Annotated in this window: 21 protein-coding genes; 11 read left to right on the top strand and 10 right to left on the bottom strand. The window is 59.4% G+C overall.

The genetic code is table 11. From position 1 onward, the window contains the following. Positions 1 to 67: 67 nt before the first annotated feature. On the top strand, positions 68 to 802 hold the full coding sequence (locus tag GIW69_RS05085) for a sulfite exporter TauE/SafE family protein (RefSeq protein ID WP_268945391.1): 735 nt from the start codon (positions 68 to 70) through the stop codon (positions 800 to 802). On the opposite strand, the gene GIW69_RS05080 is transcribed toward GIW69_RS05085, so the two are convergent. Further along, positions 792 to 1646 carry a LysR substrate-binding domain-containing protein gene (locus GIW69_RS05080; protein WP_236481156.1) on the bottom strand — a complete coding sequence of 285 codons (855 nt, stop codon included), beginning with the start codon at positions 1644 to 1646 and terminating at the stop codon, positions 792 to 794. The two genes, GIW69_RS05085 and GIW69_RS05080, sit on opposite strands and share 11 nt — an antisense overlap. A 97-nt stretch (positions 1647 to 1743) precedes the next feature. Between GIW69_RS05080 and GIW69_RS05075 the strand changes: the two genes are divergently transcribed. Together GIW69_RS05075 and GIW69_RS05070 are read left to right on the top strand one after the other, a co-directional pair. Further along, positions 1744 to 1959 carry a DUF1127 domain-containing protein gene (locus GIW69_RS05075; protein WP_236481044.1) on the top strand — a complete coding sequence of 72 codons (216 nt, stop codon included), beginning with the start codon at positions 1744 to 1746 and terminating at the stop codon, positions 1957 to 1959. Between the two features lie 64 nt (positions 1960 to 2023). Further along, positions 2024 to 3250, top strand: coding sequence for a winged helix-turn-helix domain-containing protein (locus GIW69_RS05070; protein WP_236481043.1), 1227 nt, complete (start codon positions 2024 to 2026; stop codon positions 3248 to 3250). A 132-nt stretch (positions 3251 to 3382) separates the two neighbouring features. Here the strand turns inward: GIW69_RS05070 and GIW69_RS05065 are convergent, their stop codons facing one another. Next, on the bottom strand, positions 3383 to 4729 hold the full coding sequence (locus GIW69_RS05065; protein WP_236481042.1) for a class II 3-deoxy-7-phosphoheptulonate synthase: 1347 nt from the start codon (positions 4727 to 4729) through the stop codon (positions 3383 to 3385). Between the two features lie 150 nt (positions 4730 to 4879). Between GIW69_RS05065 and GIW69_RS05060 the strand changes: the two genes are divergently transcribed. Continuing rightward, positions 4880 to 5635: a spermidine synthase gene (locus tag GIW69_RS05060; protein ID WP_236481041.1), complete on the top strand. Its 756-nt coding sequence runs from the start codon at positions 4880 to 4882 to the stop codon at positions 5633 to 5635. A 67-nt stretch (positions 5636 to 5702) separates the two neighbouring features. On the opposite strand, the gene GIW69_RS05055 is transcribed toward GIW69_RS05060, so the two are convergent. Beyond that, positions 5703 to 6494: a crotonase/enoyl-CoA hydratase family protein gene (locus GIW69_RS05055; RefSeq protein WP_236481040.1), complete on the bottom strand. Its 792-nt coding sequence runs from the start codon at positions 6492 to 6494 to the stop codon at positions 5703 to 5705. A gap of 423 nt (positions 6495 to 6917) precedes the next feature. Between GIW69_RS05055 and GIW69_RS05050 the strand changes: the two genes are divergently transcribed. Then, positions 6918 to 8591, top strand: a complete 1674-nt coding sequence (locus GIW69_RS05050; protein ID WP_236481039.1) for a DEAD/DEAH box helicase — start codon at positions 6918 to 6920, stop codon at positions 8589 to 8591. A 116-nt stretch (positions 8592 to 8707) separates the two neighbouring features. Here the strand turns inward: GIW69_RS05050 and GIW69_RS05045 are convergent, their stop codons facing one another. Next, positions 8708 to 9475, bottom strand: coding sequence for a DODA-type extradiol aromatic ring-opening family dioxygenase (locus GIW69_RS05045; RefSeq protein WP_236481038.1), 768 nt, complete (start codon positions 9473 to 9475; stop codon positions 8708 to 8710). A gap of 103 nt (positions 9476 to 9578) precedes the next feature. On the opposite strand from GIW69_RS05045, the gene GIW69_RS05040 reads away from it, so the two are divergent. Next, entirely contained in the window at positions 9579 to 10235 is a 657-nt protein-coding gene (locus tag GIW69_RS05040) for a thiopurine S-methyltransferase (protein ID WP_236481037.1), read from the top strand. A gap of 190 nt (positions 10236 to 10425) precedes the next feature. Here GIW69_RS05040 and htpX read toward each other — a convergent pair whose 3' ends face one another. Then, entirely contained in the window at positions 10426 to 11313 is an 888-nt protein-coding gene (htpX, locus tag GIW69_RS05035) for a protease HtpX (RefSeq protein ID WP_236481036.1), read from the bottom strand. Between the two features lie 303 nt (positions 11314 to 11616). After that, positions 11617 to 12828: a pyridoxal phosphate-dependent aminotransferase gene (locus GIW69_RS05030; RefSeq protein WP_236481035.1), complete on the bottom strand. Its 1212-nt coding sequence runs from the start codon at positions 12826 to 12828 to the stop codon at positions 11617 to 11619. 223 nt (positions 12829 to 13051) lie between these two features. Here GIW69_RS05030 and msrB point away from each other — a divergent pair, with 223 nt between their 5' ends. From msrB to GIW69_RS05015, 3 genes are all read left to right on the top strand, one after another. Then, on the top strand, positions 13052 to 13447 hold the full coding sequence (gene msrB, locus GIW69_RS05025) for a peptide-methionine (R)-S-oxide reductase MsrB (protein WP_236481034.1): 396 nt from the start codon (positions 13052 to 13054) through the stop codon (positions 13445 to 13447). Between the two features lie 153 nt (positions 13448 to 13600). Beyond that, the gene (locus tag GIW69_RS05020; protein WP_236481033.1) at positions 13601 to 14086 is read left to right on the top strand and encodes a glutathione peroxidase; all 486 of its coding nucleotides are present in this window, start codon (positions 13601 to 13603) and stop codon (positions 14084 to 14086) included. After that, positions 14083 to 14544 carry a MarR family transcriptional regulator gene (locus GIW69_RS05015; RefSeq protein ID WP_236481032.1) on the top strand — a complete coding sequence of 154 codons (462 nt, stop codon included), beginning with the start codon at positions 14083 to 14085 and terminating at the stop codon, positions 14542 to 14544. Before GIW69_RS05020 ends, GIW69_RS05015 begins: the two co-directional genes overlap by 4 nt. Here GIW69_RS05015 and GIW69_RS05010 read toward each other — a convergent pair. Next, the gene (locus tag GIW69_RS05010; RefSeq protein WP_236481155.1) at positions 14528 to 16849 is read right to left on the bottom strand and encodes a response regulator; all 2322 of its coding nucleotides are present in this window, start codon (positions 16847 to 16849) and stop codon (positions 14528 to 14530) included. The two genes, GIW69_RS05015 and GIW69_RS05010, sit on opposite strands and share 17 nt — an antisense overlap. Positions 16850 to 17003: 154 nt before the next feature. Between GIW69_RS05010 and GIW69_RS05005 the strand changes: the two genes are divergently transcribed. Continuing rightward, the gene (locus GIW69_RS05005) at positions 17004 to 17894 is read left to right on the top strand and encodes an ATP-binding protein (protein ID WP_236481031.1); all 891 of its coding nucleotides are present in this window, start codon (positions 17004 to 17006) and stop codon (positions 17892 to 17894) included. Continuing rightward, complete coding sequence (locus tag GIW69_RS05000; RefSeq protein ID WP_236481030.1) at positions 17891 to 18373, top strand: GAF domain-containing protein; 483 nt, start codon at positions 17891 to 17893, stop codon at positions 18371 to 18373. Before GIW69_RS05005 ends, GIW69_RS05000 begins: the two co-directional genes overlap by 4 nt. On the opposite strand, the gene GIW69_RS04995 is transcribed toward GIW69_RS05000, so the two are convergent. Genes GIW69_RS04995 through GIW69_RS04985 form a run of 3 tightly spaced genes read right to left on the bottom strand, consistent with a single transcriptional unit; the run spans position 18374 to position 25647 of the window. Then, positions 18374 to 21319 carry an HD domain-containing phosphohydrolase gene (locus GIW69_RS04995; RefSeq protein ID WP_236481029.1) on the bottom strand — a complete coding sequence of 982 codons (2946 nt, stop codon included), beginning with the start codon at positions 21317 to 21319 and terminating at the stop codon, positions 18374 to 18376. Between the two features lie 48 nt (positions 21320 to 21367). Then, positions 21368 to 25012, bottom strand: coding sequence for a transporter substrate-binding domain-containing protein (locus tag GIW69_RS04990; RefSeq protein ID WP_236481028.1), 3645 nt, complete (start codon positions 25010 to 25012; stop codon positions 21368 to 21370). Between the two features lie 8 nt (positions 25013 to 25020). Then, positions 25021 to 25647: a response regulator transcription factor gene (locus GIW69_RS04985; protein ID WP_236481027.1), complete on the bottom strand. Its 627-nt coding sequence runs from the start codon at positions 25645 to 25647 to the stop codon at positions 25021 to 25023. Positions 25648 to 25795 lie beyond the last annotated feature (148 nt).

Genomic DNA, 25795 nt, shown 5'->3' with positions numbered 1-25795 from the left:
TACCAGCCTCAACTGCGTAGGATAAGTCGCCTGACGACGAAGGAAATCCGCTGTGATTGAAATTCTGATGTACCTGGTATTCGGCGCAGCCTTGGGCACCCTCGGCGGGATCTTCGGCATCGGTGGTGGTTTGATCGCCATCCCCTTGCTGGGCGTATGGTTCGGCCTCGATCAGCAACTGGCCCAAGGCACCGCACTGGTGATGGTGGTGCCGAATGTAATGCTTGCATTGTGGCGCTATCACCAGCGCAGCCGTATCGAGTTGCGCCACGCATTGCCACTGGCGGTGATGGGCTTCTGCTTTGCCTGGATCGGTTCGATCTGGGCGGTGGGCATCGACGCGCAAAGCATGCGTATCGGCTTCGTCGCGTTCCTTGTGGTGCTCGCGGCGTACAACGTACTGCGTATGTTTGGCAAGAAACCGGCGGCGACCTCCGAAATGCGTTATTCGTGGCCATGGCTCGGCGTGCTCGGCGCGGCGTCCGGCACCATGGGCGGTTTGTTCGGCGTGGGTGGCGCGGTGGTGGCTACGCCAGTGCTGACCAGTCTGTTCGGCACCACGCAAGTGGTCGCCCAAGGCTTATCGCTGGCGCTGGCATTGCCCAGCACTGGCGTCACGTTGGTGACTTACGCGGCGCACCACGAAGTGGACTGGATGATCGGCCTGCCGTTGGCTGTCGGCGGTCTGCTGAGCATCAGTTGGGGTGTGAAAATTGCCCACGCCATGCCGGAAAGACTCCTTCGTGGGCTGTTTTGCGGTTTCCTGATCCTGTGTGCGGTGATGCTCGCCTTTAAAGCTTGAAGCCTTCGACGATGTGTTCGGCCAGGCATTCGGTGATCGGCGACGGGTTGTTGAGGTTGCGGATCAGCATGATGCTGGCCTCGGGCAACATCGGCAGGTCTTCGGCGGCACCGAGAATGCGCAAGTCCGGCGTGATCAGGCTTTCCAGTTGCGCGGTGATTGCCAGGCCTGCGCTCACTACCGCCATCAATGCCGACAGACTGGTGCTGTTGTAGGCGATGCGGTAGTCGCGACCCATCGCATCCAGCGCATTGCAGGCCCACAACCGGCAGAAACAATCACTGTTGAACATCGCCAGCGGTAACGGCGTTTGTTCGTGTGCATTGAAATTCTGCGCCTCGGCCCAGACGAAACGCTCCTTGCGCAGCAACTGGCCAATCTCGTTGCCCGGCTCGCGGGTGACGATCGACAGATCCAGATCCGTGCGTTGCAACAGTTGCTTGCTGGACTCGCAATGCACTTCGATCTGAATCAACGGATAGAACTGCGCAAACCGCGACAGTATTCCCGGCAGAAAACGCATCACGTAATCATCCGGCGTGCCGATCCGTACAGTGCCGACCATGTGCGGCTCGCGCAAAGTGTTGAACACCTCGCTGTGCAACTTGAGGATGCGCCGGGCGTAACCGAGCAACACCTGGCCTTCGGCAGTCAAACGAACCTGGCGCCCGTCGCGATCGAACAGGCGCCGTTGCAGCACGTCCTCTTCGAGGCGTTTCATCTGCATGCTCACCGCCGATTGCGTGCGGTTGACCATCTCCCCGGCGCGGGTGAAACCGCCCTGATCGGCAATCGCTACGAAGGTACGCAGAACATCGGTATCGATACTGGGATAGGCGGACAATTCATCAATCTCCGAGATGCATGCCATCAGAAACATTCGTTGGATTGATCCTAGCTCGAAGACGAGACTGGAGCCAATCCCAACGGAGGGCAACACGATGAAAGGTCAAAACGAGTATGTAGGCGAAACAAAACATTCCGTCCATGTGGTATCCGATCTGCTGCATAAATTCAGTCGTTGGTATGAACTGCACCGCGAGCGTGAATTGCTGGCCAGTCTGAGCGACGAAGCGCTGAAGGATATCGGTGTCAGCCGTGCCGATGTCGAACACGAAACGGTGCGCCCGTTCTGGGACGACCCGATGCATAAATGATGCGGCCATCGCTACACAAACCAACTTCAGGTGAGGTAGGTTGCGAGCAGACATGGAGGTACACATGCCCGCGACATTGTCCTTTTCCCTCAAACAGGCGCGACGTCTGGCGCTGGCCGCCCAGGGTTTTCAAGGGCGCCAGCCGCCGGAAGTCAAGGCAAGCCATCTCAATCGGCTGATCGAACGGCTGGGCCTTTTGCAAATCGACTCCGTCAACGCCGTGGTGCGCTCGCACTACCTGCCGTTGTTTTCCCGTCTGGGTTCCTATTCTTCTGACTTGCTCGATCAGGCTGCCTGGAGTGCCGGGCGACGTCGCACGTTGTTCGAATATTGGGGGCACGAAGCCTCTTTAATGCCGCTGTCGATGTACCCGTTGATGGGCTGGCGCATGCAGCGGGCCAGACGCGGCGAGGATATTTATCAGCAGTTGGCGAAATTCGGTCGTGACGAACAGGAAACCATTCGCCGGGTGCTGGCGTTGGTTGAAGAGCGCGGCGCGTTGGGCGCGGGGAGTCTGTCGACCCGTCAGGAAAAGGCCGGGCCGTGGTGGGACTGGAGCGCCGAAAAACATGCGCTGGAATGGCTGTTTGCTGCTGGCGAAGTGACGGTGGCCGGGCGTCGTGGTTTTGAGCGTTTGTATGATTTGCCGGAGCGGGTGATTCCTGCGCCGATCCTGCGACAGCCATTGCCGAATGAAGCCGAGGCGCAACGCGGCTTGCTGCTGCATGCGGCGCAAGCGGTGGGTGTCGGCACGGAAAAGGATCTGCGCGATTACTTCCGCTTGAATCCGGGCGACAGCCGTGTGCGACTGGCGGAGTTGGTCGAAGACGGACAATTGCTGACGTGTGAAGTCGCTGGATGGCGGCAAATCGCCTATTGCCTCCCCGAGCCGAAAGTGCCGCGCAAGGTCGGGGCGAGCGCGTTGTTGTCGCCATTCGATTCATTGATCTGGGAGCGTAGCCGTACCGAGCGGCTGTTCGATTTCCGCTATCGGCTGGAGATTTATACGCCGCAGCACAAGCGGGTTTACGGTTACTACGTGTTGCCGTTTTTGCACAACGAACGGATCGCCGCGCGGGTTGATCTGCGTGCCGAGCGGGCATCGGGGCGGCTGGCGGTGCATGCCGTGCATGAGGACGAGCCGGGGCTGGACGAGGCGGGGATGATGGCGTTGGCGGCGAATTTGCACAGGATGGCGGATTGGTTGGGGTTGGCGCAGGTGCAGCTTAATTGTCAGCGCGAGAGCGCCGGACGATTGAGGCTGGCATTGGCCGGCCTTTGTAGCGATTGAGCGGACGCCTTCGCGGGGAAGCCCGACTCCCACAATGACCGCGTCGTTCGCAGGTCAGGCGTCCGACAAATACCCTGTAGGAGCCGGGCTTGCCCGCAAAGAAGCCCGCCCAGACGATAAGGATTTCAAACCCTAGCGCTTGACCTGTTTCAGGGTTTCGGCAATCAGAAACGCCAATTCCAGCGACTGATCGGCATTCATCCGTGGATCGCAGTGGGTGTGGTAGCGATCCGACAGACCATCCTCCGTAATCGGCCGTGCGCCACCGATGCATTCGGTGACGTTCTGCCCGGTCATTTCGATGTGGATACCGCCGGCATAGGTGCCTTCCGCTTCGTGCACCTGAAAGAACTGCTTCACCTCGCCGAGGATTTGCGCAAAGTCCCGGGTCTTGTAGCCGCTGCTGGCCTTGATCGTGTTGCCGTGCATCGGGTCGGAACTCCACAGCACCTGCTTGCCTTCGCGTTGCACTGCGCGGATCAGCGCCGGCAGGTGATCGCCGACCTTGTTCGCACCCATGCGCGCGATCAGGTTCAGGCGGCCTGGATCGTTGTCCGGGTTGAGCACGTCGATCAGGCGGATCAAATCGTCCGGGTTCATGCTCGGGCCGACCTTGACGCCGATCGGGTTGTTCACCCCGCGCAGAAATTCAACATGCGCGCCATCGAGCTGACGGGTGCGGTCGCCGATCCACAGCATGTGTGCCGAGCAATCGTAATAGTCATTGGTCAGGCTGTCGCGGCGCACGAAGGCTTCTTCGTAGTTCAGCAGCAAGGCTTCGTGAGCGGTGAAGAAACTGGTCTCGCGCAATTGCGGCGAGGTGTCCATGCCGCAGGCCCGCATGAACGCCAGGGTTTCATCGATGCGATCGGCCAAGTGGCTGTACTTCTCGGCCAGCGCCGAGTTGGCGATGAAATCCAGATTCCACTTGTGCACTTGATGCAGGTCGGCAAAACCGCCCTGAGCAAAGGCGCGCAGCAGATTGAGCGTAGCGGTGGACTGGTGATAGGACTGCAACAGACGCTCCGGATCCGGCACGCGGCTCTTTTCGTCGAAACCGATGCCGTTGACGATGTCGCCGCGATAGGCGGGCAGGGTCACGCCGTCGATGGTTTCATCGTTGGCTGAACGCGGTTTGGCGAACTGGCCAGCCATGCGCCCGACCTTGACCACCGGGCAACCAGCGGCGAAGGTCATCACAATCGCCATTTGCAGCAACACTTTAAAGGTGTCGCGAATCTTCGCAGCGGAGAATTCGACGAAACTTTCCGCACAATCGCCGCCCTGCAACAAGAACGCGCGGCCCTGGGTCACTTCGGCAAACTGACGGCGCAACTCCCGGGCTTCACCGGCAAATACCAGTGGCGGATAGCTGACCAGGGTTTGCTCGACCTGGCGCAAATGCGCGGCGTCGGGGTATTGGGGTTGTTGCTGGATCGGCAGGGCACGCCAGCTGTCAGGGCTCCACGGTTGGCTCATCACGTTCTCGGGTGGTTTACGCACGGACGGCCATGGTATCAGCAATTAGTGCGTGACCTGTTCCCGCGCCATGGCCGACAATCGCCGCTTTGCCACGTCACCCCGAGGGTGCGAACGCGTCACCGCGCCCGGTGACCATCAGGAGACGAAATGACTGAGGAGCGCGTCGAGCATCTGCTCGCCGAGGTACAGGACGAGTTCGGTGTGATTCGCGTGCTGGAAGTGGCCGATTACCGCTTTCTGGAGTTTGGCGATGCCATCGAACAAAGCTGCGTGTTCACCGCCGATCCGAGCTGGCTGGAATACGACTACACCCGGGCGATGCTGATCGGCGCGCTGTGTCATGAACAACCGGAGAGCGCGTTGTTCCTGGGGCTAGGCGCGGGAACGCTGACCCAGGCATGCCTGAAATTTTTACCGCTGGAAGACGTCGAAGCCATTGAACTGCGCCCCGACGTGCCGCGTCTGGCTATCGAATACCTCGGGCTGGACGACGATCCGCGTCTCTACATCCGCGTCGGCGATGCCATCGAACTGCTGCCGAGCGCTGAGCCGGCGGATCTGATTTTCGTCGACCTTTACACTGACGTCGGCCCGGGCGTCGGGCATCTGGCCTGGAATTTTCTCGGTGACTGCCAGCAGCGCTTGAATCCGGGCGGCTGGTTGGTGATCAATCAATGGGCGACTGATGACGGCAAGCCGCTGGGGGCGGCGTTGTTGCGCGGGCTTTATCATCGGCATTACTGGGAATTGCCGGTGAAGGAGGGAAATGTGATCCTGATCGTCCCGGCGGATCTGGAGCAGGAACTCGACATGCAGGCGCTGACCGAGCGCGCTGAAGCGCTGGCGCCGCGTCTGGGTTATTCGTTGCAGTCATTGATCAAGGCCATTCGCCCGGCAACCTAGGTGTTGTGTCTGTGCTGACCCCTTCGCGGGCTTGTCCGCGAAGGCGCCAGCAGAATCACCAAAGCGTTCAGACCCCTTTAAAAATCCCGGGTCGCCGCTCCACCAGAGAATGCACGCCTTCCTGCGCGTCCTCACTGGCCAACAACTTCTTCACCAATGCCGGTAAGGCCTGCGCTGCGGCCATCTCACCCTCATAACGCGCCTGACGCGCCGACATCAACGTCGCTTGCACTCCCAGCGGCGCTTGACGGGCAATGCGTTCCGCCAGTTCGATAGCACGCGGCAGCAGGTCTTCGCTGGCCATCACTTCCTGCACCAATCCCAAGTGCAAGGCGTCGTGGGCATCAAATTCGTCGCCCGTCAGCAACCAGCGCATGGCATTGCCCCAACCTGAGATCTGATGAAAGCGCAGCGTTGCGCCGCCGAACGGAAAGATCCCGCGCTGTACTTCCATTTGCGCGAACCGGGTGTTGCTGGCGCAGAGATTGATGTCGGCGGCGAGCATCAATTCGATGCCGATGGTCAGGCAGTAACCCTGTGCGGCGACGATCACCGGTTTGCTGACCCTGGGCCCTGCGAACACACCCCACGGATCGCAGCCGCCCGGCGGCGCCTGCCAGCCTTCGGCGAGCGCGGCGCTGGCGTTGACCAGATCCAGGCCGGCGGTGAAATGCTCGCCATGGCCGAACACCACGGCCACCCGCGCCTCGCTGTCAGCCTCGAACTCGCCGTAGGCCAGGCTCAAGTCATTGAGCAAATCGATATCGAAGGCGTTGCGCTTGGGCGCCCGATCCAGACCGATCAACAGGACGTGACCGCGTCGTTCTCGGCTGACGCGACCGGGGCAGGGCTGATTCATGGGGTGTTCCTCGGGCGGGATGGGAAGCTGCAGCGACCGCGTGTCGCATCTGGATGAATCGTTTAAGTGGCATCGCCCGCAGGGCCGGGCCTTTGAAAAATAGACCTTCGCACGATTATCCGCAAAACCCCGTGACAGGCCGGTGACAACCGGACTCCGGCGATAAAAAAAGCTCCCTTTTTGGGCAATTTCCGGTATAGTGCGCGCCGGCCTTTAACCGGGCCGCGTTTAGGTAGCGCAATTCCCCGAAGCCAGCTTCGGCTGCACACCCGCACTGCGGGCTCTTCCTTGACGATTCTTTTTTTCATTCATTCGTTTTCGCAAATCCCCGCCGACAAAGCAGCCAGGGCGACTCTTGAGTCTCAACACGGCATGCGCAGCTTTGGAGCATGGGTCTTTGCGGATGCACTTAGAGGCAGACCCATGACCCAGGAAACCGGCGGCTTCGCCGCTTTTAATCTTAATCCGAATATTCTTGCAGCCGTCGCAGCGACTGGCTACGAAGAGCCTTCGGCTATTCAGCAGCAATCGATCCCGATCATCATGGCCGGCCAGGACATGATCGGTCAGGCGCAAACCGGTACGGGTAAAACCGCTGCGTTCGCCCTGCCAATCCTGCATCGCATCGATCCTGCCAAGCGCGAACCGCAAGCCCTGATCCTGGCGCCAACCCGTGAGTTGGCGCTGCAAGTAGCAACCGCTTTCGAAACCTACGCCAAGCAAATGCCGGGCGTCACTGTTGTGGCCGTCTACGGCGGCGCGCCTATGGGCCCGCAACTGAAAGCAATCCGTAATGGCGCACAGATCGTTGTCGCCACGCCGGGCCGTCTGTGCGACCACCTGCGTCGTGACGAAAAAGTCCTGTCGACCGTGAACCACCTGGTTCTCGACGAAGCGGACGAAATGCTCAAACTGGGCTTCATGGACGACCTGGAAGTCATCTTCAAGGCTCTGCCTGCAACCCGTCAGACTGTTTTGTTCTCGGCGACCCTGCCGCAGTCGATCCGCGCCATTGCCGAACGCCACCTGCGCGATCCGCAACACGTGAAGATCCAGACCAAGACCCAGACCGTTACCGCGATCGAACAGGCTCACCTGTTGGTTCACGCTGACCAGAAGACCTCTGCGGTTCTCAGCTTGCTGGAAGTGGAAGACTTCGACGCGCTGATCATGTTCGTGCGCACCAAGCAAGCGACCCTGGATCTGGCCAGCGCCCTCGACGCCAAAGGCTACAAAGCCGCCGCGTTGAACGGCGACATCGCCCAGAACCAGCGTGAGCGCGTTATCGACTCGCTCAAAGATGGCCGTCTGGACATCGTTGTCGCGACCGACGTTGCTGCCCGTGGCCTCGACGTTCCGCGCATCACTCACGTGTTCAACGTCGACATGCCGTACGATCCGGAATCCTACGTTCACCGTATCGGCCGTACCGGTCGTGCCGGTCGCGAAGGTCGTGCACTGCTGCTGGTGACTCCACGTGAGCGCCGCATGCTGCAAGTGATCGAGCGTGTAACCGGTCAGAAAGTTGCTGAAGTTCGCCTGCCGGACGCTCAGGCAGTTCTCGATGCCCGCATTAAGAAACTGACCAACAGCCTGTCGCCACTGGTTGCCGATGCTGAATCGACTCACGGTGATCTGCTGGATCGTCTGACCGCTGATATCGGTTGCTCGCCGCGTGCCCTGGCTGCAGCCCTGCTGCGCAAGGCTACCAACGGTCAAGCGCTGAACCTGGCCGCTATCGAGAAAGAACGTCCACTGGTGCCAAACAACGCACCGCGTGGCGATCGTCCAGAGCGTACCGGTGACCGTCCTGATCGTGGCGACCGCGAGCGTCGTGCGCCAATGCCTTTGGGCGAAGGCCGTGCTCGTTGCCGTACCGCGCTGGGTGCGCGTGACGGTATCGCTGCGAAAAACCTGCTGGGCGCCATCCTCAACGAAGGTGGTCTGGCCCGTGAAGCGATCGGTCGCATCCAGGTGCGTGACAGCTTCAGCCTCGTCGAGCTGCCGGAAGATGGCCTGGATAAACTCCTGACCAAACTGAAGGACACTCGCGTTGCTGGCAAGCAGTTGAAGCTGCGTCGCTACCGCGAAGATTGATCTGCCCTTGAGCTGATCGATCGCACATAAAAAATCCCCGACTGGTTCGGGGATTTTTTTTGCCTGCACATTTGTGTTGGAGCTACCGAAGGCCGCGATTTTTTGGTCTTTAACCTTCAACCGAACCGATAAATGTCCATGCCCAACGCACCCATCGTAAAACCCTGATGCGCCACGCCGAACGTTCCACCCGCGCCACGGGCAAAATACAGCGGCAACAAATGCTCATCGCTCGGATGGCTGCGCACGGCATTCGGCGCCTGTTGACGATAATCGTGCAATGCCGCTTCATCGTTGGTGGCGAGTTTGTCGATCACCCAGTCACGGAAATCACGGGCCCAGGGCTCAACGCTCTCCGGGCCGGCGTGCCAATCCAGCTCGCGCAGGTTATGGGTGATGCTGCCGGAACCGATCAACAGGATGCCTTGCTCACGCAAACCGGCCAGCGCCCGGCCCACATGCGTCTGCAAGGCCGGGCCACCGCGGCTGGGCAGGGAAACCTGAACGACCGGGATATCGGCTTGCGGATACATCAGCGAAAGAGGTACCCACACACCGTGATCAAACGGGCGTTGCGGATCAATGCACGCCGTCAGGCCACTGGCGGTCAGTTGCTCGGCGATCTCGGAGGCCAGCTGCGGATTGCCCGGCGCCGGATACTGGACTTCGAACAGGGCTTTCGGAAATCCTCCAAAGTCGTGCCAGGTTTCCGGCTGCGGATGGCTGCTGACCATTAGCTCATGGCTTTCCCAGTGAGCGGAAACGATAACGATGGCTTTTGGCTTCGGCAGTTCAGCTGCCAGCCGTGCCAGAGCCGGGCCGCTGGCGCCGGGTTCCAGGGCGAGCATGGGCGAACCGTGGGAGATAAACAGGCTGGGAAACATGGAAGGGTTCCTGAGCGTTAAGATGGCACCATCTTCAGTCAGACCATTGATCTAAATCTAATATAAGTTTTAGCGCTTTTTCATCGAATTTTTGAGGTGATTTATGCAGCCGGAGTTTTGGCACAAGAAGTGGGCGTCGGGCCAGATCGGTTTTCATCTGACGGACGTGAATCCTTATCTGCAGCGGTACTGGGGGCAATTGGGTGTTTCTGTCCAAGCCCGAGTGTTGGTGCCGCTGTGCGGCAAGAGTCTGGATCTGCTGTGGCTGGCGGATCAGGGGCATCGGGTCTTGGGTGTCGAATTATCGGAAACGGCAATCCGGGATTTTTTCACAGAGCAGCGATTGGCGCCCGAGGTGGGCGAGCGGGGCGCATTCAAGGTTTATCGCAGTGGTTCGATTGAATTGTGGTGCGGTGACTTTTTCGCACTGACTGCCGAGGATGTCGCCGACTTTGCGGCGATCTATGACCGCGCAGCATTGATCGCTTTGCCACCGCCGATGCGCGAGCGCTATGTGGCGCACTTGCAGCGTATCTTGCCGACGAAAGTGCAGGGGCTGCTGATCACGCTGGATTACGATCAGGCGCAGATGTCCGGACCGCCGTTTGCCGTCGAAGACTCTGAAGTACAACGCTTGATGGGCGAGTATTGGCACGCACAGGTGCTGGAAGAGCAGGATGTGCTGGGGGAGAGCTGGAAATTTTTGCAGGCGGGGGTAACGCGGCTTGAGGAACGGGTGTATCGGATTTCAACCCGCTGATTTGTATCGTTCGGGTCGGCCTCATCGCTGGCAAGCCAGCTGCCACAGGTTTCACTGGCGGCCCATATGCTGTGTTCCACTTCATTCCCTGTGGGAGCTGGCTTGCCAGCGATGGGGCCGGCGAAACAGCGAAATTTTGAGCCAAAAAAAGGCCCGCATCACTGCGGGCCTTCCATTTTGCAGTTATCAATCAACCGCGACGACGCAGTGCATCAATCCGCTCTTCCAGCGGCGGGTGGCTCATGAACATGCGGGCGAAGCCCTGCTTGATGCCACCGTTGATGCCAAAGGCGTTCAGGGTATCCGGCATGTGAACCGGCAGGCCCTGTTCAGCGCGCAAACGTTGCAAAGCACCGATCATTGCGTTGGTGCCGGCGAGGCGAGCGCCGGCTTCGTCGGCACGGAATTCGCGCTTGCGCGAGAACCACATGACGATGGCGCTGGCCAGAATGCCCAATACCAGTTCCGCGAAGATGGTCGCCACGTAGTAGGCGATGCCCCGGCCTTCTTCGTTCTTGAAAATCACCTTGTCAACGAAGTTGCCGATGATCCGAGCAAAGAACATCACAAAGGTGTTCACCACGCCCTGGATCAACGCCAGGGTGACCATGTCGCCGTTGGCCACGTGGCCGATCTCGTGAGCCAGCACGGCTTTGACTTCATCTGGCGAAAAACGCTCGAGCAGACCCTGGCTGACCGCGACCAGCGCGTCGTTCTTGTTCCAGCCGGTGGCGAAGGCGTTGGCCTCGTAAGCCGGGAAGATCCCGACTTCGGGCATCTTGATACCAGCCTCCCGCGACAGTTGCTCGACGGTTTGCAGCAGCCATTGTTCATGACGGGTGCGTGGCTGGGTGATGATCTGGGTGCTGGTGCTCATTTTCGCCATCCACTTGGAGATGAACAGCGAGAACAGTGAACCGGCGAAACCAAAGACTGCACAGAAAACCAGCAGCTGACTAAGGTCGAGATCAACCCCGTTGGCCGCCATGAACCCGTCGAAGCCAAACAGGCTCAGGGTGATGCTGGCAATCAGCACGACCGCCAGGTTAGTGGCCAAAAACAGCAGGATGCGCATCATGGTTGTAGAAATCTCCTCATGCTAAAGATGTAGCGTACTGCGGGGTATATAAGGTGCGGCACCGGGCTATTCAACCGGGTGACTATTTCAAACTGTGTCCTACAGCAAATTCGCCATAGTATCGGACATGTCCTACAGGCCGAACCGGGTGCAAAGCACCCCGTCCGCACCCGTCGCCCATTGAGCAGGCATGCTTTGGAGCACATGCATCGCAAGTGTAGAAGGCGTTCGAAAATGAGATCGGCAGAAGTGTTGCTGAATCAGACAGTGCGCAACGTTGAGCCGTTGCGCACTGCTGGCCGATTACTGGCGATAGGACTTTAGGAAGTTGCCGATGCGGCCGATGGCCATTTCCAGATCGTCGATCCGTGGCAATGTGACGACGCGGAAGTGATCCGGCCACGGCCAGTTGAACGCCGTGCCTTGTACCACCAGCAGTTTCTCGGACAGCAGCAGATCGAGGACGAATTTCTCGTCGTTGTGGATCGGGCAGACTTTCGGGTCAATGCGCGGGAAGGCATACAGCGCGCCCATCGGCTTGACGCAGCTCACGCCGGGAATATCGTTGAGCAATTCCCAGGTGCGGTTGCGCTGTTCCAGCAAGCGGCCCTGAGGCAACACTAGATCGTTGATGCTTTGATAGCCGCCCAGCGCGGTCTGGATGGCGTGTTGGCTCGGCACGTTGGCACACAGGCGCATGTTGGCCAGCATGTCGATGCCCTCGATGTAGCTCTGGGCGTTGTGCTTGGGGCCGGAAATCGCGATCCAGCCGGAGCGGAAACCCGCGACGCGGTAAGACTTCGACAGACCGTTGAAGGTCAGGCACAACAGATCCGGCGCCAGCGAAGCGGTGCAGACATGCACGGCATCGTCGTAAAGAATTTTGTCGTAGATTTCATCGGAGAACACCACCAGATTGTGCTGGCGGGCGATTTCGAGCATGCCCAGCAGCAACTCTTTCGAGTACACCGCGCCGGTCGGGTTGTTCGGGTTGATGATCACCAGGGCTTTGGTATTCGGCGTGATCTTCGCCTTGATGTCGGCCAGATCCGGGAACCAGTCGGCGCCCTCGTCGCACAGGTAATGCACCGGGTTACCGCCGGCCAGGCTGACGGCTGCCGTCCAGAGCGGATAATCCGGGGCGGGCACGAGCACTTCATCGCCGTTGTTGAGCAGCGCCTGAAGCGACATCACGATCAGTTCGGACACGCCGTTGCCCAGGTAGATGTCTTCGATGCCGACGCCTTCGACCTGCTTCTGCTGGTAATACTGCATGACGGCCTTGCGCGCACTGAACAGGCCTTTGGAATCGCTGTAGCCTTGGGCGGTCGGCAGGTTGCGGATCACGTCCTGGAGGATTTCTTCCGGCGCTTCGAAACCAAACGGCGCCGGGTTGCCGATGTTCAGCTTGAGGATGCGTTGGCCTTCCTCTTCCAGGCGTTTGGCGTGCTTGAGCACCGGGCCGCGAATGTCGTAGCAGACGTTGGCGAGCTTGTTCGATTTGCTGAACTGCATGGCATTGTGATCCTGAAAATGAACGATCCAGGCGGCGGATGGACAACCGTGCTGGGAATCCTGCGACATCGCGCAGGCAAAGCCATGAACCCTGGTCGCCAGAATCCGTTTGAATGCATGGGATCCCGCTGCCAGACTGGCGAGTAACGAGGCGCAATCATACGTGCCACCCGATCCGTGGAAAAGGTACAGATCGGGCTTTTTCAGCCGCTGAGGTGTGATGATGGAAAAGTTGGAAAAAACCCTGGAAGAATGGAAAGCCATGCTCGATCCGCAGCAGTACGAGGTGTGCCGCCTCAGCGCGACCGAGCGACCGTTCTCCGGCAAATACAACGCCACCAAAACCGACGGTGTTTATCGCTGCGTCTGCTGCGATGAGCCGCTGTTCGACTCCAAGACCAAGTTCGATTCCGGCTGCGGCTGGCCCAGCTTTTATGCGCCGATCGGCGAAAGCGCCATGACCGAAATCCGTGACACCACCCACGGCATGATCCGTACCGAGGTGAAATGTGCCCGTTGCGATGCGCACCTGGGCCATGTGTTTCCGGACGGCCCGCCGCCGACGGGCTTGCGCTACTGCATCAACTCGGTCTGCCTGAACCTGGAACCGCGCGAATAACGCGGCCCCTGCACAAACCGACCTGTGCCCGTATCCATGGATGCATACGCCCCCCTGTAGGAGCTGCGGAAGGGGGGCGTGTCGATTAATTAAATTGCGTGCAATTCAATTGATCGCTATGTTTGCGTTTCTCTTCATTTCCGAGTGCGCACCATGAGCGACAGTCTGCTGAATATCCCGTGCACCACCATCAAGGGCGAGCAAAAGACTCTGTCTGATTTCGCCGGTAAGGCCGTGCTGGTGGTCAATACCGCGAGCAAGTGTGGCTTTACCCCGCAATACAAAGGACTCGAAGAACTCTGGCAAACGTACAAGGATCAAGGCCTTGTGGTGTTGGGTTTCCCGTGCAATCAGTTCGGCAAGCAGGAGCCGGGCAACGAGGGCGCGATTTCCGAATTCTGTGAGCTGAATTTCGGCGTCAGCTTCCCGCTGTTCAAAAAAATCGAGGTCAACGGAGCGGGCGCCCATCCGCTGTTCGTCCAGTTGAAAAAACGCGCTCCGGGTCTGCTCGGCTCCCAAGGCATCAAGTGGAACTTCACCAAGTTCCTGATCGGCAAGGACGGCCAGTTGGTCAAGCGTTTCGCCCCGGCCACCAAGCCGCAGGATCTGAGCCGCGAGATTGAAGCCCTGCTCAAATGATCAAGTGGTCTGTCGATTCGCTGCAGCTCGATAGTCAGTTGTGCTTCAAGCTGTACGCCGCTTCACGGGCGGTCATCCGTGCCTACAAGCCAATGCTCGACAAGCTCGGCCTGACTTACCCGCAATACCTGGTGATGCTGGTGTTATGGGAATGGCAGGATGTTGCGCCGCCGCAGCCTACCGTCAAGGCGTTGGGCGAACGTCTGGCGCTGGATTCCGGCACCCTGACGCCGTTGCTCAAGCGTCTGGAGCAGATGCAGATGGTGCAGCGTCAGCGTTCGGCACGGGATGAGCGCGAAGTACACTTGAGCCTGACACCGGCAGGGAAGGCGTTGCGCGAGCAAGTCGGGCCGCTCAAGGCGCGCCTGTTGTGCGACAGCGGTGTTGATCTGGATCGCCTTAACGACTTGCGCGACGGCCTCGATCATTTGCTCGGTCAGATCAAGACGTTGTCGTAGTCGGCACCCATTGGTCGAGCAGCGCGGCGAGTTCTTCCTTGCGAAACGGTTTGGCCAGGTAATCGCTCATGCCCGCCGCCCGACAGCGCTCGCGCTCTTCCGACATCGCGTTGGCCGTAAGGGCGACGATCGGCAGCGCCGGCCAGCGCCCGCTTTGGCGAATCTGTCGGCTGGCCTCGTAGCCGTCCATCACCGGCATGTTGCAGTCCATCAGCACCAGGTCGAAGACGTCATGCTCAAGTTGATCCAGTGCCTCGGCGCCATGGGCCGCCACGATCACTTCACAGCCGAGCTTGCTCAACATGCCTTTGGCGACCAATTGGTTGACCGGATTGTCCTCGACCAACAGCACTCGACCGCGGCTGCGGTTGGACGGCGCTTCGAGGTGCGGATCGGTTTGCGGTGCCAGTTCCGGTTGCAACACACGACGCAAGGTCTGATACAGCGCGTTTCTCGCCAGCGGTCGAGCCTGTTGTTGTAAAGGCGCGAGGGCGCTGGCTTCTTCAGTGGGCAGAAAACTGCCATAGGCCGTCACCAGCAGGATCGGTGCGGTGAGCGCCGGGCGCAAACCGAACAGGCATTCCGGGCAATCCGTGATCACCACGTCTGGCGCCAGCCCAAGCCGTGAATCGTCTATCGAGCGCTGTTCATACCCCACACCCCAGATTGGCAGCAAGGTTTTCAGCAGTTCCGCCAGGCCACTGCTGGCATTGGTGATCGCGAGCACACTGCCTTGCAGCGGCGGCACCATCACGGCGCGGGTATGACAGGGTAGGGGCAGATCGGCGCAGAACTGACTGCCGAAGCCGACTTCAGAGCTGATCGTCAGGCGACCCTGCATCGCCTCGCACAAGTTATAGGTCAACGCCAGGCCCAGTCCGGTCCCGCCAAACTGGCGAGTAATACCGGCGCCGGCCTGGGTAAAGGGCTGGAAAATTTTCACTTGGGCTTCCCGGGCGATGCCGATGCCAGTGTCACAGACCTCAATGCGCACGCCGTCCTTGCGTGTCGACAGGCGCACATCGACCCGGCCGAAGCGAGTGAACTTGAGCGCATTGGACAGCAGGTTGCTGACAATCTGCCGCACCCGGGTCGGATCTCCCAGCACCAGCGCCGGAAAGTCCGGAGCGATCAGGCAGGTCAGTTCGACACTCGGCGCCGCGTTCTGCGAGAGCAGGTTGGCGGTGTCTTCAATCAACGATCCGAGATCGAATGGAATGTTTTCCAGTTCGAGTTGGCCGGCATCGAATTTCGACAAATCGAGAATATCGTTGAGCAACTCGACCAGCACTTTGCCAGAGTCGTGGGCGATGGACAGTTGTTGTTGCTGCTCGGCGTTCAATGGACCGTCGAGGGACAAGGCGATCATGCCCAGCAGGCCATTGAGCGGTGTGCGTATCTCATGGCTCATGTTGGCCAGGAACGCCGACCGCGCTTCGGCCATGTCCAGCGCCGTACTGCGCGCCACTTCGAGTTCCTCGTTGGATTGGCTCAGACGCGAATTAATCGCCTTAAGTTCGGCGGTGCGGGTCGAGACGATGTCTTCGAGTTGGCTAAGGTACTCGGTGAGGCGGTTTTCGGCGTTGCGCCGCTGCTGGATTTCCGTGGCGATGTTTTCGAACTGCTGATTGGCGACTTTCACCAGCACGCCGATTTCATCGTTGGCGTGGCCCGCCGGGCACTCAAGTGTGGTCGGTTCGGCACTGCGCGGGTCACGGCCGCTGAGTTCGCGGATAACCCGCACCAGCGGCTTGGTCAACATGACGTAGAACAAGGCCAGCAGAAGGCCGGTGAGGATCAGGCTGCGGGCGAAGCCATTGAGCAGGGTTACTTCCGCCCGACGCAGAAAGCGGCTGCCGAAGGCAAACGTATCGACTTCAAGGCGCAGGGTACCGAGGGACTCACTCGGCAAATGGTCGAGGTAGAGGCGGTCTTCGAACTGGCGATTGGCCCCGAACAGCGAATCACTGAGCAACCGGTAGCCGCTTTGCAGGCCCGGGCGCTTGACGTTGGCCAGGAGGGTGCCGTTGTTGTCGGTCAGCCGCACACCGATGATGGCGGGCGAGCGCAGCAGGCCCAGCGCCAGCTCCTGCGCGAGTTCGGCATCAATGTTGTAGGCGATGCGCGAAGCCGGATTGTGGCTGATTTCCAGTAAAGACCGGATTTCACGGTTGATGGAGGCGTCTTCACTGGCATAATCGATGCCGATTTGCAGCACGCTGAGCAGCGTGCCCAGAATGAACCCGACCAGCACGGCCAGCCGTGCTTGTTTATAAGAGAGCCGGTGGGTGAATTTGATGTCCATGGAGTGTTGAACCACTTACGTTTCCCTTCGCTGCTCAAGCATAGCCGATCATCTGTAAATACCGGGGTTGGCGAATTGCCTTGTAACAAGGGTGGCCAGGCCTGCGTATTGTCTGTAGCGCCATCATCACTGTGAATGTGTCCGAGGAGAAGACGTGGATTCCCGATTGAATGCTTTTCTTGAGCGCGCCGAGTCGGTTCTGGCGAGAATCGAGCCGCTGCTGCCGGCACTTCGCCCTGTTATCGACTGGGACACCTGCCTCGCCGCCCGCTGGCAGCGTGACGGTCGCAGCGGTTTTTTGCTACCGCTGGAAGTCAGCCTCGACATGCGCCTGTCCGACCTGATCGGCGTCGATCGGCAGCTGGAGCAATTGGGGCGCAATACCCGGCAATTCCTCGACGGCATGCCGGCCAACCATGCGCTGCTCTGGGGGTCACGCGGCACGGGTAAATCCTCACTGGTGCGTGCCTTGCTGGCGGAACATGCCAAGGCCGGTTTGCGCCTGATCGAGATCGAGCGTGATCATCTGGCCGATCTGCCTCGGGTCGTTGAACAGATCGCCAAGCTGCCACAACGTTTCGTTTTGTTTTGCGACGACCTTTCGTTCGAGTCCGGCGAAGGCGATTACCGCGTGCTGAAAAGCGTGCTCGACGGCTCGCTGGAGCAGGCACCGGATAACGTCCTGCTGTACGCCACGTCCAACCGTCGCCATCTGGTGCCGGAGAAAGAAAGCGACAACGAGAACTGGAAACGCGTCGATGGCGAGCTGCATCCAAGCGAGGCGGTGGAAGACAAGATTGCCCTGTCGGATCGCTTCGGTTTGTGGCTGTCATTCTATCCGTTTACCCAAGAACATTTCCTCAACGTCGTCGAACACTGGATCGGCCAGTTGGCAGCCAAGGCCGGCTTGAGCTGGCAGCGCGACGAAGAACTGGACATCCTCGCCGTGCGCTGGGCCACCGGCCGCGGCAACCGCAACGGACGTTGCGCGTACCAATTCGCCCGTTACTGGGTGGGACTGAAATTGCTGGAGCACAAGGCATGATTGATTTGCAACAAAGCGGCCAGGGCCTGGAAGGTTATGGCATGTTGGCCGCGCAACTGGAATCGCTGCTGGCGGACGAGCGCGATTTCATCGCCAACGCCGCGCAGTTTTCCGCGTTCCTCTACAACCAGCTCGATGACTTGAACTGGGCGGGCTTTTACCTCAATCGCAACGAAGAACTGGTGCTCGGCCCGTTCCAGGGGCAGATCGCCTGCGTGCGCATTCCGTTCGGCCGTGGTGTCTGCGGCGCAGCGGCCGCGACGTTGCAGACGCAGCGGGTCGAGGACGTTCATGCATTTCCCGGCCACATTGCCTGCGACAGTGCTTCGAACAGCGAACTGGTGGTGCCGTTGGTCAAGGACGGTCGCCTGATCGGCGTGCTCGACCTCGACAGCCCGAAACTTGCGCGATTCGGCAGCGAAGATCAGGCCGGGATCGAGCGTCTGGCAGCGATTTTCCTGCGTCTGACCGACTGCTGATTACACTGTCACGCCGGCCTTGAGCAACAGGCCGGCGGGATCCACCGCATCAATCTGCCGCGGATCGAGAAAGCGCGTGGCGTACTGCATGTACACGCCATCGTTGATGAACAGGCCGAACAGTTCGGCATCGATGTGGGCATCGCGGCACATGGTGGCCATGATGCCCAGCGCTTCGCTCAGGGATTTGGCCTTTTTGTACGGGCGATCCGCCGCCGTCAATGCTTCGAAAATATCGGCGATCGCCATCATCCGCGCCGGCAGGCTCATTTCTTCGCGCTTCAAACGTTTCGGGTAACCGGTGCCGTCCATTTTTTCATGGTGGCCACCGGCGATTTCCGCGACGCTGTTCAAGTGGCTTGGGAAGGGCAAGTGGCTGAGCATCAGGATCGTCTGCACCATGTGGTGATTGATGATGTAGCGCTCTTCGCGGGTCAGGGTGCCGCGCACGATGCTCAGGTTGTACAGCTCGCCGCGATTGTATTTGTACTGCGGCGCGTCCAGTTTGAAGCCCCAGGGATTGTCCTCCGGGATCAGCTCGCTGTCGGCACGCTCCAACAGATGTTCGGGCTTGTCCGCCAGCAAGTTTTCGGTGACCGGCAAAGTCGGCGCCGGGGTTCTGGCCTGACGACGGTTCTCTTCCCAGGAAACCCCGAGTCGATCGTCCAGTGTGCGCACCCATGTACGTCGGGCAACCTTTTCCAGACGTTGCAGGTCGCTGTCACCCATGGCTTCACTGCCCAGATTGCAGCGCGCGACGAAGGCAAAGTCATCATCCAGCGCAGTCAGCGTGGCGTTGCGCTGTTCGGCCAAATGAGACGCTTCGCCGCCCGTGGCCAGCCCTCGCCAGTAATCGACCCAGGCGTCGCGCTTGAGGATTTCGAAACGGGTGCGGATCTCATGGATGCGGTCGTTCAGGGTTTCCAGTTTGGTGGCTTTGTCGACCACGTATTCCGGGGTCGTGACCTTGCCGCAGTCATGCAGCCAGGCCGCGATGTGCAAGGCTTCCCACTCGTCCTCGTTGGGCTGATAGTTGCTGAACGCGGGCGCCTGGCTGGCAGCGGCGGCATGGGCAAGCATGAGGGTCAGCTCCGGCACGCGCTGGCAGTGGCCGCCGGTGTAAGGACTTTTGGCATCGATGGCGCCGGCGAGCAACTGGATGAATGCATCCAGCAATTGTTTCTGCTTGGCTTGCAGACGCTGGCTTTCGATGCTCACGGCAGCGGCGCCGGACACCGCCTGAAGGAACGCGATGCGATCAGGCCGCAGTTTTTCCAGATCCTGCGCAGTGCCGCTGTCGCTGATCAGCAGAACCAACAGGCCGATCGTTTCGTTGTGACGGTTATGCAGACGGATGCCAATCAGATGCACCCGCGGCGAGTTGATGGTCAGCAGCACCTTCTGCAAATCGCCGGCCTGTTCAAAGCCGAAGTCACTCACCACAGTGTCTGCGTCTGTCAGTTGCTCGAACCACGCCGGCCCTTGTCCGCTTTCAAGATCCTGACCTTGAATGGCGTATTCGGCCAATGGCTGCGAGACGCCATCAATCACTAGCCCATAGGGCTCCACGCGACTGCCATCGCTGTCACGCAAATAGATCAGACCCGCCTGCGCCTGGGCGATTTGCACGGTCTCGAACAGAACCCGTTGCAACAGCGGCGCAAAACGGGTTTCCCCACTCAGGCTGTTGGTGATGCGAAAAAAACTGCCGAGGGTGTCTTTCATGCGCGCCATCGAGACGCTCAGCTGATCCACTTCCAGCACGGGTGAGCGGCGCATCATCGGGAAATCGAAATTGAAACTGCGGATCGCGTCGGCCTCCTTGACCAGCGCCTTCAGCGGCTTGACCAGGATCCGCGAGATCAGCCAGCCCAGTGGCAGACACAGCAACAACGTCGCCAGGGTTATCAGCGCGCCTTGCCAGCGCATACGATAGGCGTCCACCAGCAATTCGTCTTCCGGCACCAACAGGGCCATTCGCAAACCCTGCGGGCCGCCTTCCTCAAGGGTGTTGCGGGCGACGATCCATTCGCGACCATCGGCGCTCAAACGATTACCTTGATGATTACCCGACAGTAACGCGTGCAGGCTCGGACTCAGGTCGGCTGCCTTGGCAAGGCGTGCCGTTCGGTCGTCGACGATCAGACGGCTGCTGTCGGGATAGGCAACCGCGTTGCCTTCGGCGTCGAACAGGACGATCTCGGTGGCGGGGGTCACCACGTGTTTGGTCAATGTCGCCGAGAGAGCGTCCAGGGTCAGGTCGGCAGCGATCACTGCGTTATCACCGCTGCGCCGGGCCAGCGTCGTGCCGATGTTGTGCGTCGAAAAAAACACATATGGATCGGTGGTGATCTGGTCGGCTTGCCCTCGGGCGGCGTTAAACCAGGCACGACTGCGCGGATCGTAGCTTTCATCGGGATTGCTCAGGCTGCCGACCGGCACCAGCGTTGAGTCGAAAAACAGCGATTGCGAACGGGGCAGACCGCTGGCGTCGTGCTCAATGCTCCAGACCTGATACGCCGCAGCCGCGGGCGCCTGAAACAGCGCTTTCAATGCCGCCGTGCGCAGCGGACGCACCATAAAGAAATCGCCATTGGCAAAACCCACGTACAGCGACGCGAGGTCGGGGTTATCCGTCAGCGCCTGCCTGAACGGTTTGAGCAATGCCAGCCGGTCGTCGAGCCGCGAAGCGCCGATGGCAGGGTTGTCAGCCAGCAGGCTGAGCATATGGCGGATGGGCTCATAGGTAGACTGCAGATCCAGGCGCACATCCTGTTCGATGCGGTTGAACAGCTTTTCACTGCTCGACAGGATGATCTGCGTCGTCTGCCGATAATTGAACAGCCCCAGCACGACGCCGGTGAGCAGCAGCAGGAATGTGAACATAACGCTGATGTGTACGTGCAACGGGAACCGGCGTTGTGCCGGACGCAGTGGGCTGGGCATAGCTGTCACTCCGTGATGTTTAACACACTGCTCAGCGCCCAAGCATAGTTAAGGCTCGGTCATCGTGCTTTGGCTGTCGTGCTGCAATTGTTGCTGCAGTGCTCGTTCAAGATCGAGCATGGCCCGGCTGCAGGCCTCGCGGCATGAGGCAATTTCCTGCACGGAGGATGACTGCACGCAGGCCTGTTCGAGCGCTTCGCAACATTCGATGACTTGAGATGCCTGGGCAATGCGCGCTGCCCCCTTGATCTTGTGTGCAACCTGCGCCAAAGCTTCGCGATCGTACTCGGGCGCCAAGGCCAGTAGTTCCTGACGATCCAGACGGCTGCTGTTGAGCAGCTCCAGAAGTAAACGCCGCGTCTGGGCTGGCTGACCTCCGGTCAATTGATTCAGGCCTTGCAGATTGAACGGCGGGGACGCGAAAGCAGGCTGAAGGGTGCTGATCCACTCGTTCAGAACATTCAGGCTCAACGGCTTGAACAGGCAGTCATTCATGCCTGCGCGTTTGCAGCGTTGTATTTCCTCCGGCTGAGCATTGGCGGTAAAACCGAGCACGGTGCAGGGCTGGCGTCCTGTCTGCCGCTCGTGCTGACGGATCGCCCGAGTCAGGTCGTAGCCATTCATGACCGGCATGTTGCAGTCGACGATCACCAGATCGAACTGGCCGTTCATCCAGTTTTCGAGACCGCTCTGACCGTCCTCCGCAACGCTGGAGCGGTGGCCGAGAAACTCCAGTTGCTGACACATCAACAAACGGTTGGCGGGATGGTCGTCCACCACCAGAACGCTCAAAGGGGTCGATGAGACTTGAATCAGCGGTTCGTTTGCCGGGCTCCTCACTATGGCGGCACGGGTGGCCAGGGGGAGGGAAATACACACTTGGGTGCCGATGTCAGGCTGGCTGCTCAATTGCAGTTGTCCGCCCATCATTTCGCAAAGGTTTCGGCTGATGACCAGGCCCAGCCCCGCACCGCCGCGACTTTGCCGCCCACCGTTGCCGGCCTGGACGAAAGGTTCGAACAGACGTTGCTGATCTTCGGCACTGATCCCCGCGCCACTGTCCTGAACCGTCAATTGCAACAAGCATCGATCAGCAACCTCCGTGTCCTGCACATTCACGGCGATCCGAATGTGCCCCTGTTCGGTGAACTTGATGGCATTGCTGATGAGATTCGACAGCACCTGCTTGAAGCGCAGGGGATCGAGATGGACATCCACCGCCGTGGCGCGCGGATGCAGATTTACTTGCAAGGAAAGGTTTTTTTGCCGGGCCAGGCCATCGAATATTCTGACCGTCGACCCTACGGTGTCCTCCAGGTTGATCCATTCGGGGCTCAGGCTCAGGCGTCCGGATTCGATCCTGGCGATGTCGAGGATGTCACCGATCAGGCCGAGCAGATCCTTGGCCGAGCGATAGGCGGTGTCGATCGACGAGCGATCCGGGTGGTGCGCCTCGATGCGCTTGAGCGTCAGTTCGAGCATGCCGATCACTGCGTTCATCGGCGTGCGGATCTCATGGCTCATGGTCGCGAGGAACGTGCTTTTGGCCCGGTTGGCACTGTCGGCGCGCTCTTTGGCGGCGCGCAATTTGTCGAGCAGTTGCCGGCGCTCGCTGATGTCGATCCAGCCGCCGATGATCCCTTGCACATCGCCGCTGGAGTCGCGGTAAGGCAGGATCCAGTGATAGATCGTCAGTTGGCGGTTGCCGATTTGCAGCGGCCGATCCAGTACCAGCGGCTTGCCTTCGGCCACCACCCGTTGGTAATCGGCCTGAAACGCCCGGGCTTCGAAGGCATTGCTCAACGTGCCTTGAATGACGCTTTTACCGATGACGTCTTCGCGCCGGGCGCTGAACGCTTCGAGATAGCTGTCGTTGCAGCTTTGCAACAAACCCTGGCGGTCTCGGACATAAATAGGGTGTGGCGTGCCGTTGACCAATGACCGCATGAATTCGAACTGATCGCTCAATGCCCGTTCAGCCGCCTGACGCTGTTTGATCTGGCGACGCATGTAGGCGTTCCAGGCCAGCGACAGCAAAAGGAGCAGACCGACGCCGGTCGCCACTTGATAGAACAGCCGTTGATAATTGCGCCAGGTGCTTTGCGAAGGCGTGGAATAACCGCGCCAGCGTCCATTGATGATGCCCAGTTCCTCTGGCGCAATGCTCAGCAATGCCTTGTCGATTATTGAGCCCAGCTCGTCGTTGTCGCTGGCCGTTGCCAGGGAGAACGCGGCTTGCTGTGTGCCGATGGTGGTGGTGATTTGCAGTGGCTGGGCGAAGGTTTGCGACGCGATGTAATGGTTGGCGATCACCAGCGAGTTCACGGCGCCATCGACCTTGCCTTCGGCCAGCAGCGAGACAGCGGCGTAGGCGTCCGGGGTTTCGATCAGGCGAATACGCGGAAAGTCCCGCCGCAGATAATCGATCATCGGATTGCCTTGAGCGATCGCCAGAGGCTTGCCTTTGAGCTGGCCGAGGTGCGTGGGGCTGTCGGCGGTTTTTCGGGTCAGCAGGACAAAGGAGTTTTCCAGGTAGGGACGGCTGAAGCTCAGGGATTGTTCACGCTGTGGGCTGGGCAGCAGGGCGGCGATCAGATCGGCCTGGCGATTGTGGATCTGTTCGATCATTTGGCCGTCGTTGCGGCTGCGGCGGACTTCGAAGCGCAGGCCGGTGCGCAGCCTGATCAGTTCGAGCAGGTCGGCGCTGATGCCGCGGAAGTTGCCGTCACTGTCAAAAAAACTCAGCGGCGCGAACGCTTCGTTGACGACCACGCGCACCACCGCATGCTCCTTCAGCCAAAGCTCTTCGCGTCGGGTCAGTTGCAACTTGCGATCGGTCATCAGAATGTCGCTGCCGGCACTCCAGCGTTTGGCGATGTTGTCTCGCTCGCTATTGGGAACGGCTTTAAGCACCGCATCGATGAGGGTCAGAAGTACGTGGTTTTTGCGGTGTACCGCGAAGCTGAAACCGTACGCCTCGTGTTTACCGAAGTTGGCCATCCGAATGTTGTTCAGATAGCCCTTGTTGATCAGGTAATGGGTGGAAATGGTATCGCCGAGAAATACGTCGGCTTGATCGAACGCAACCGCGTTGATTGCATTTTGGTAAGAGGGGTACGACGTAATGATCGCTTTGGGGTACAGGTTTTTGACTTCATCCATCGGCAAGTAGTGATACACCATGCTCAGGCGCAAGCCGGCCAGACCGTCACTCAATGACCGGGTTTCCCCCTCGCGTGTGACCAGCACCGGTTGATCTATGGCGTAGGGTCGGGACAGCGCAATGTCGGCGTTACCGACTTCATAGCCGTTGGCAGTACCGAGCAGATCCACCTTGCCTTCGACCAGCGCCTGGATGGCAGCTTCCCGCGACTCGAAACGCTGAACCCTGACCGGCAGACCCATCGCTTGACCGAGGATGCCCGCATAGTCCGCGGTGAACCCTTCGTAGTCGCGACCGCTGACGGTCATGTCGAAGGGCGGATAATCAGGCGCTGAAGTACCCAGTACCAACTCGCGGCGCGTCTGCAGCCACTGGCGCTGCGCCTGATCCAGCGGGACTTGCACCGAGCCGCTCGCCGCGCGACTGAGTAGCCGGTAAACCTGCGAGTCTTCCGTCAGGGCAAATGCCGGGGCAAAGAGGCATAGACTTGCACTCAATGCGATCAAATAGTCCTTTAAGCGGCTGGGCATCCTGGTTCTCACACGAGTGCGTTGCGTTTGGCCATTTCGATAAGTTCTACAAGGGATTTGGCTTTGAGTTTTTGCATGAGGCGTTTCTTGTAAGTGCTGACGGTCTTATTGCTGAGAAACATGCCTTTTGCTATTTCCTTGTTAGTGCGCCCCTGAGCAAACAACTGCAGCACCATTAATTCCCGATCATTGACGGCCTTGAACAGTTCAAGTTCGACATAACGCACGTCGTCACTGCGAACAGGATTCAACGCCTGGCTCGGAAAGTAGTTATAACCGGACAGTATCGCTTTGATCGCGCTGACCAGTTCGCTCAAGTCTTCTTCCTTGCAGACATACCCCGAGGCGCCGGATTGCATACAGCGAATGCCAAACAGGCTCGGGCATTGGGCGGTCAGTACAAGGGTTTTCACCGGTGAGCTCATGGCGTTGAAACGAGCCAGCACTTCGAGGCCGTCGAGTTTGGGGATACTGATGTCCAGAATGATCAGATCCGGCATGCACTCACGCACCATCTGCATGGCATCGACGCCGTTATCGGTTTCGCCGACAACCTTATAACCTTCGTGCTCCAGCAGCATTCGAACGGCAAGACGGATAACCGGGTGATCGTCGACAATAAAAACGGAGTTCATAATCAAATCCCATACAAGCGCGAATAAAGCGCGCACCTTAGCTCAGATGAATGAGCGGTCGTATGAGCCGACATGACATCAGCAGCAATATAGGATTAATCCTACGCGAAAGAGAGATGTGGACTACGAATGAACTGGTTGAGGAGTT

The sequence above is a fragment of the Pseudomonas syringae genome (genome assembly GCF_021605415.1).
GTDB lineage: Bacteria > Pseudomonadota > Gammaproteobacteria > Pseudomonadales > Pseudomonadaceae > Aquipseudomonas > Aquipseudomonas syringae_S.
Note: the sequence above shows the minus strand (reverse complement) of the source record. Positions and strands in the feature narration are given on the sequence as shown.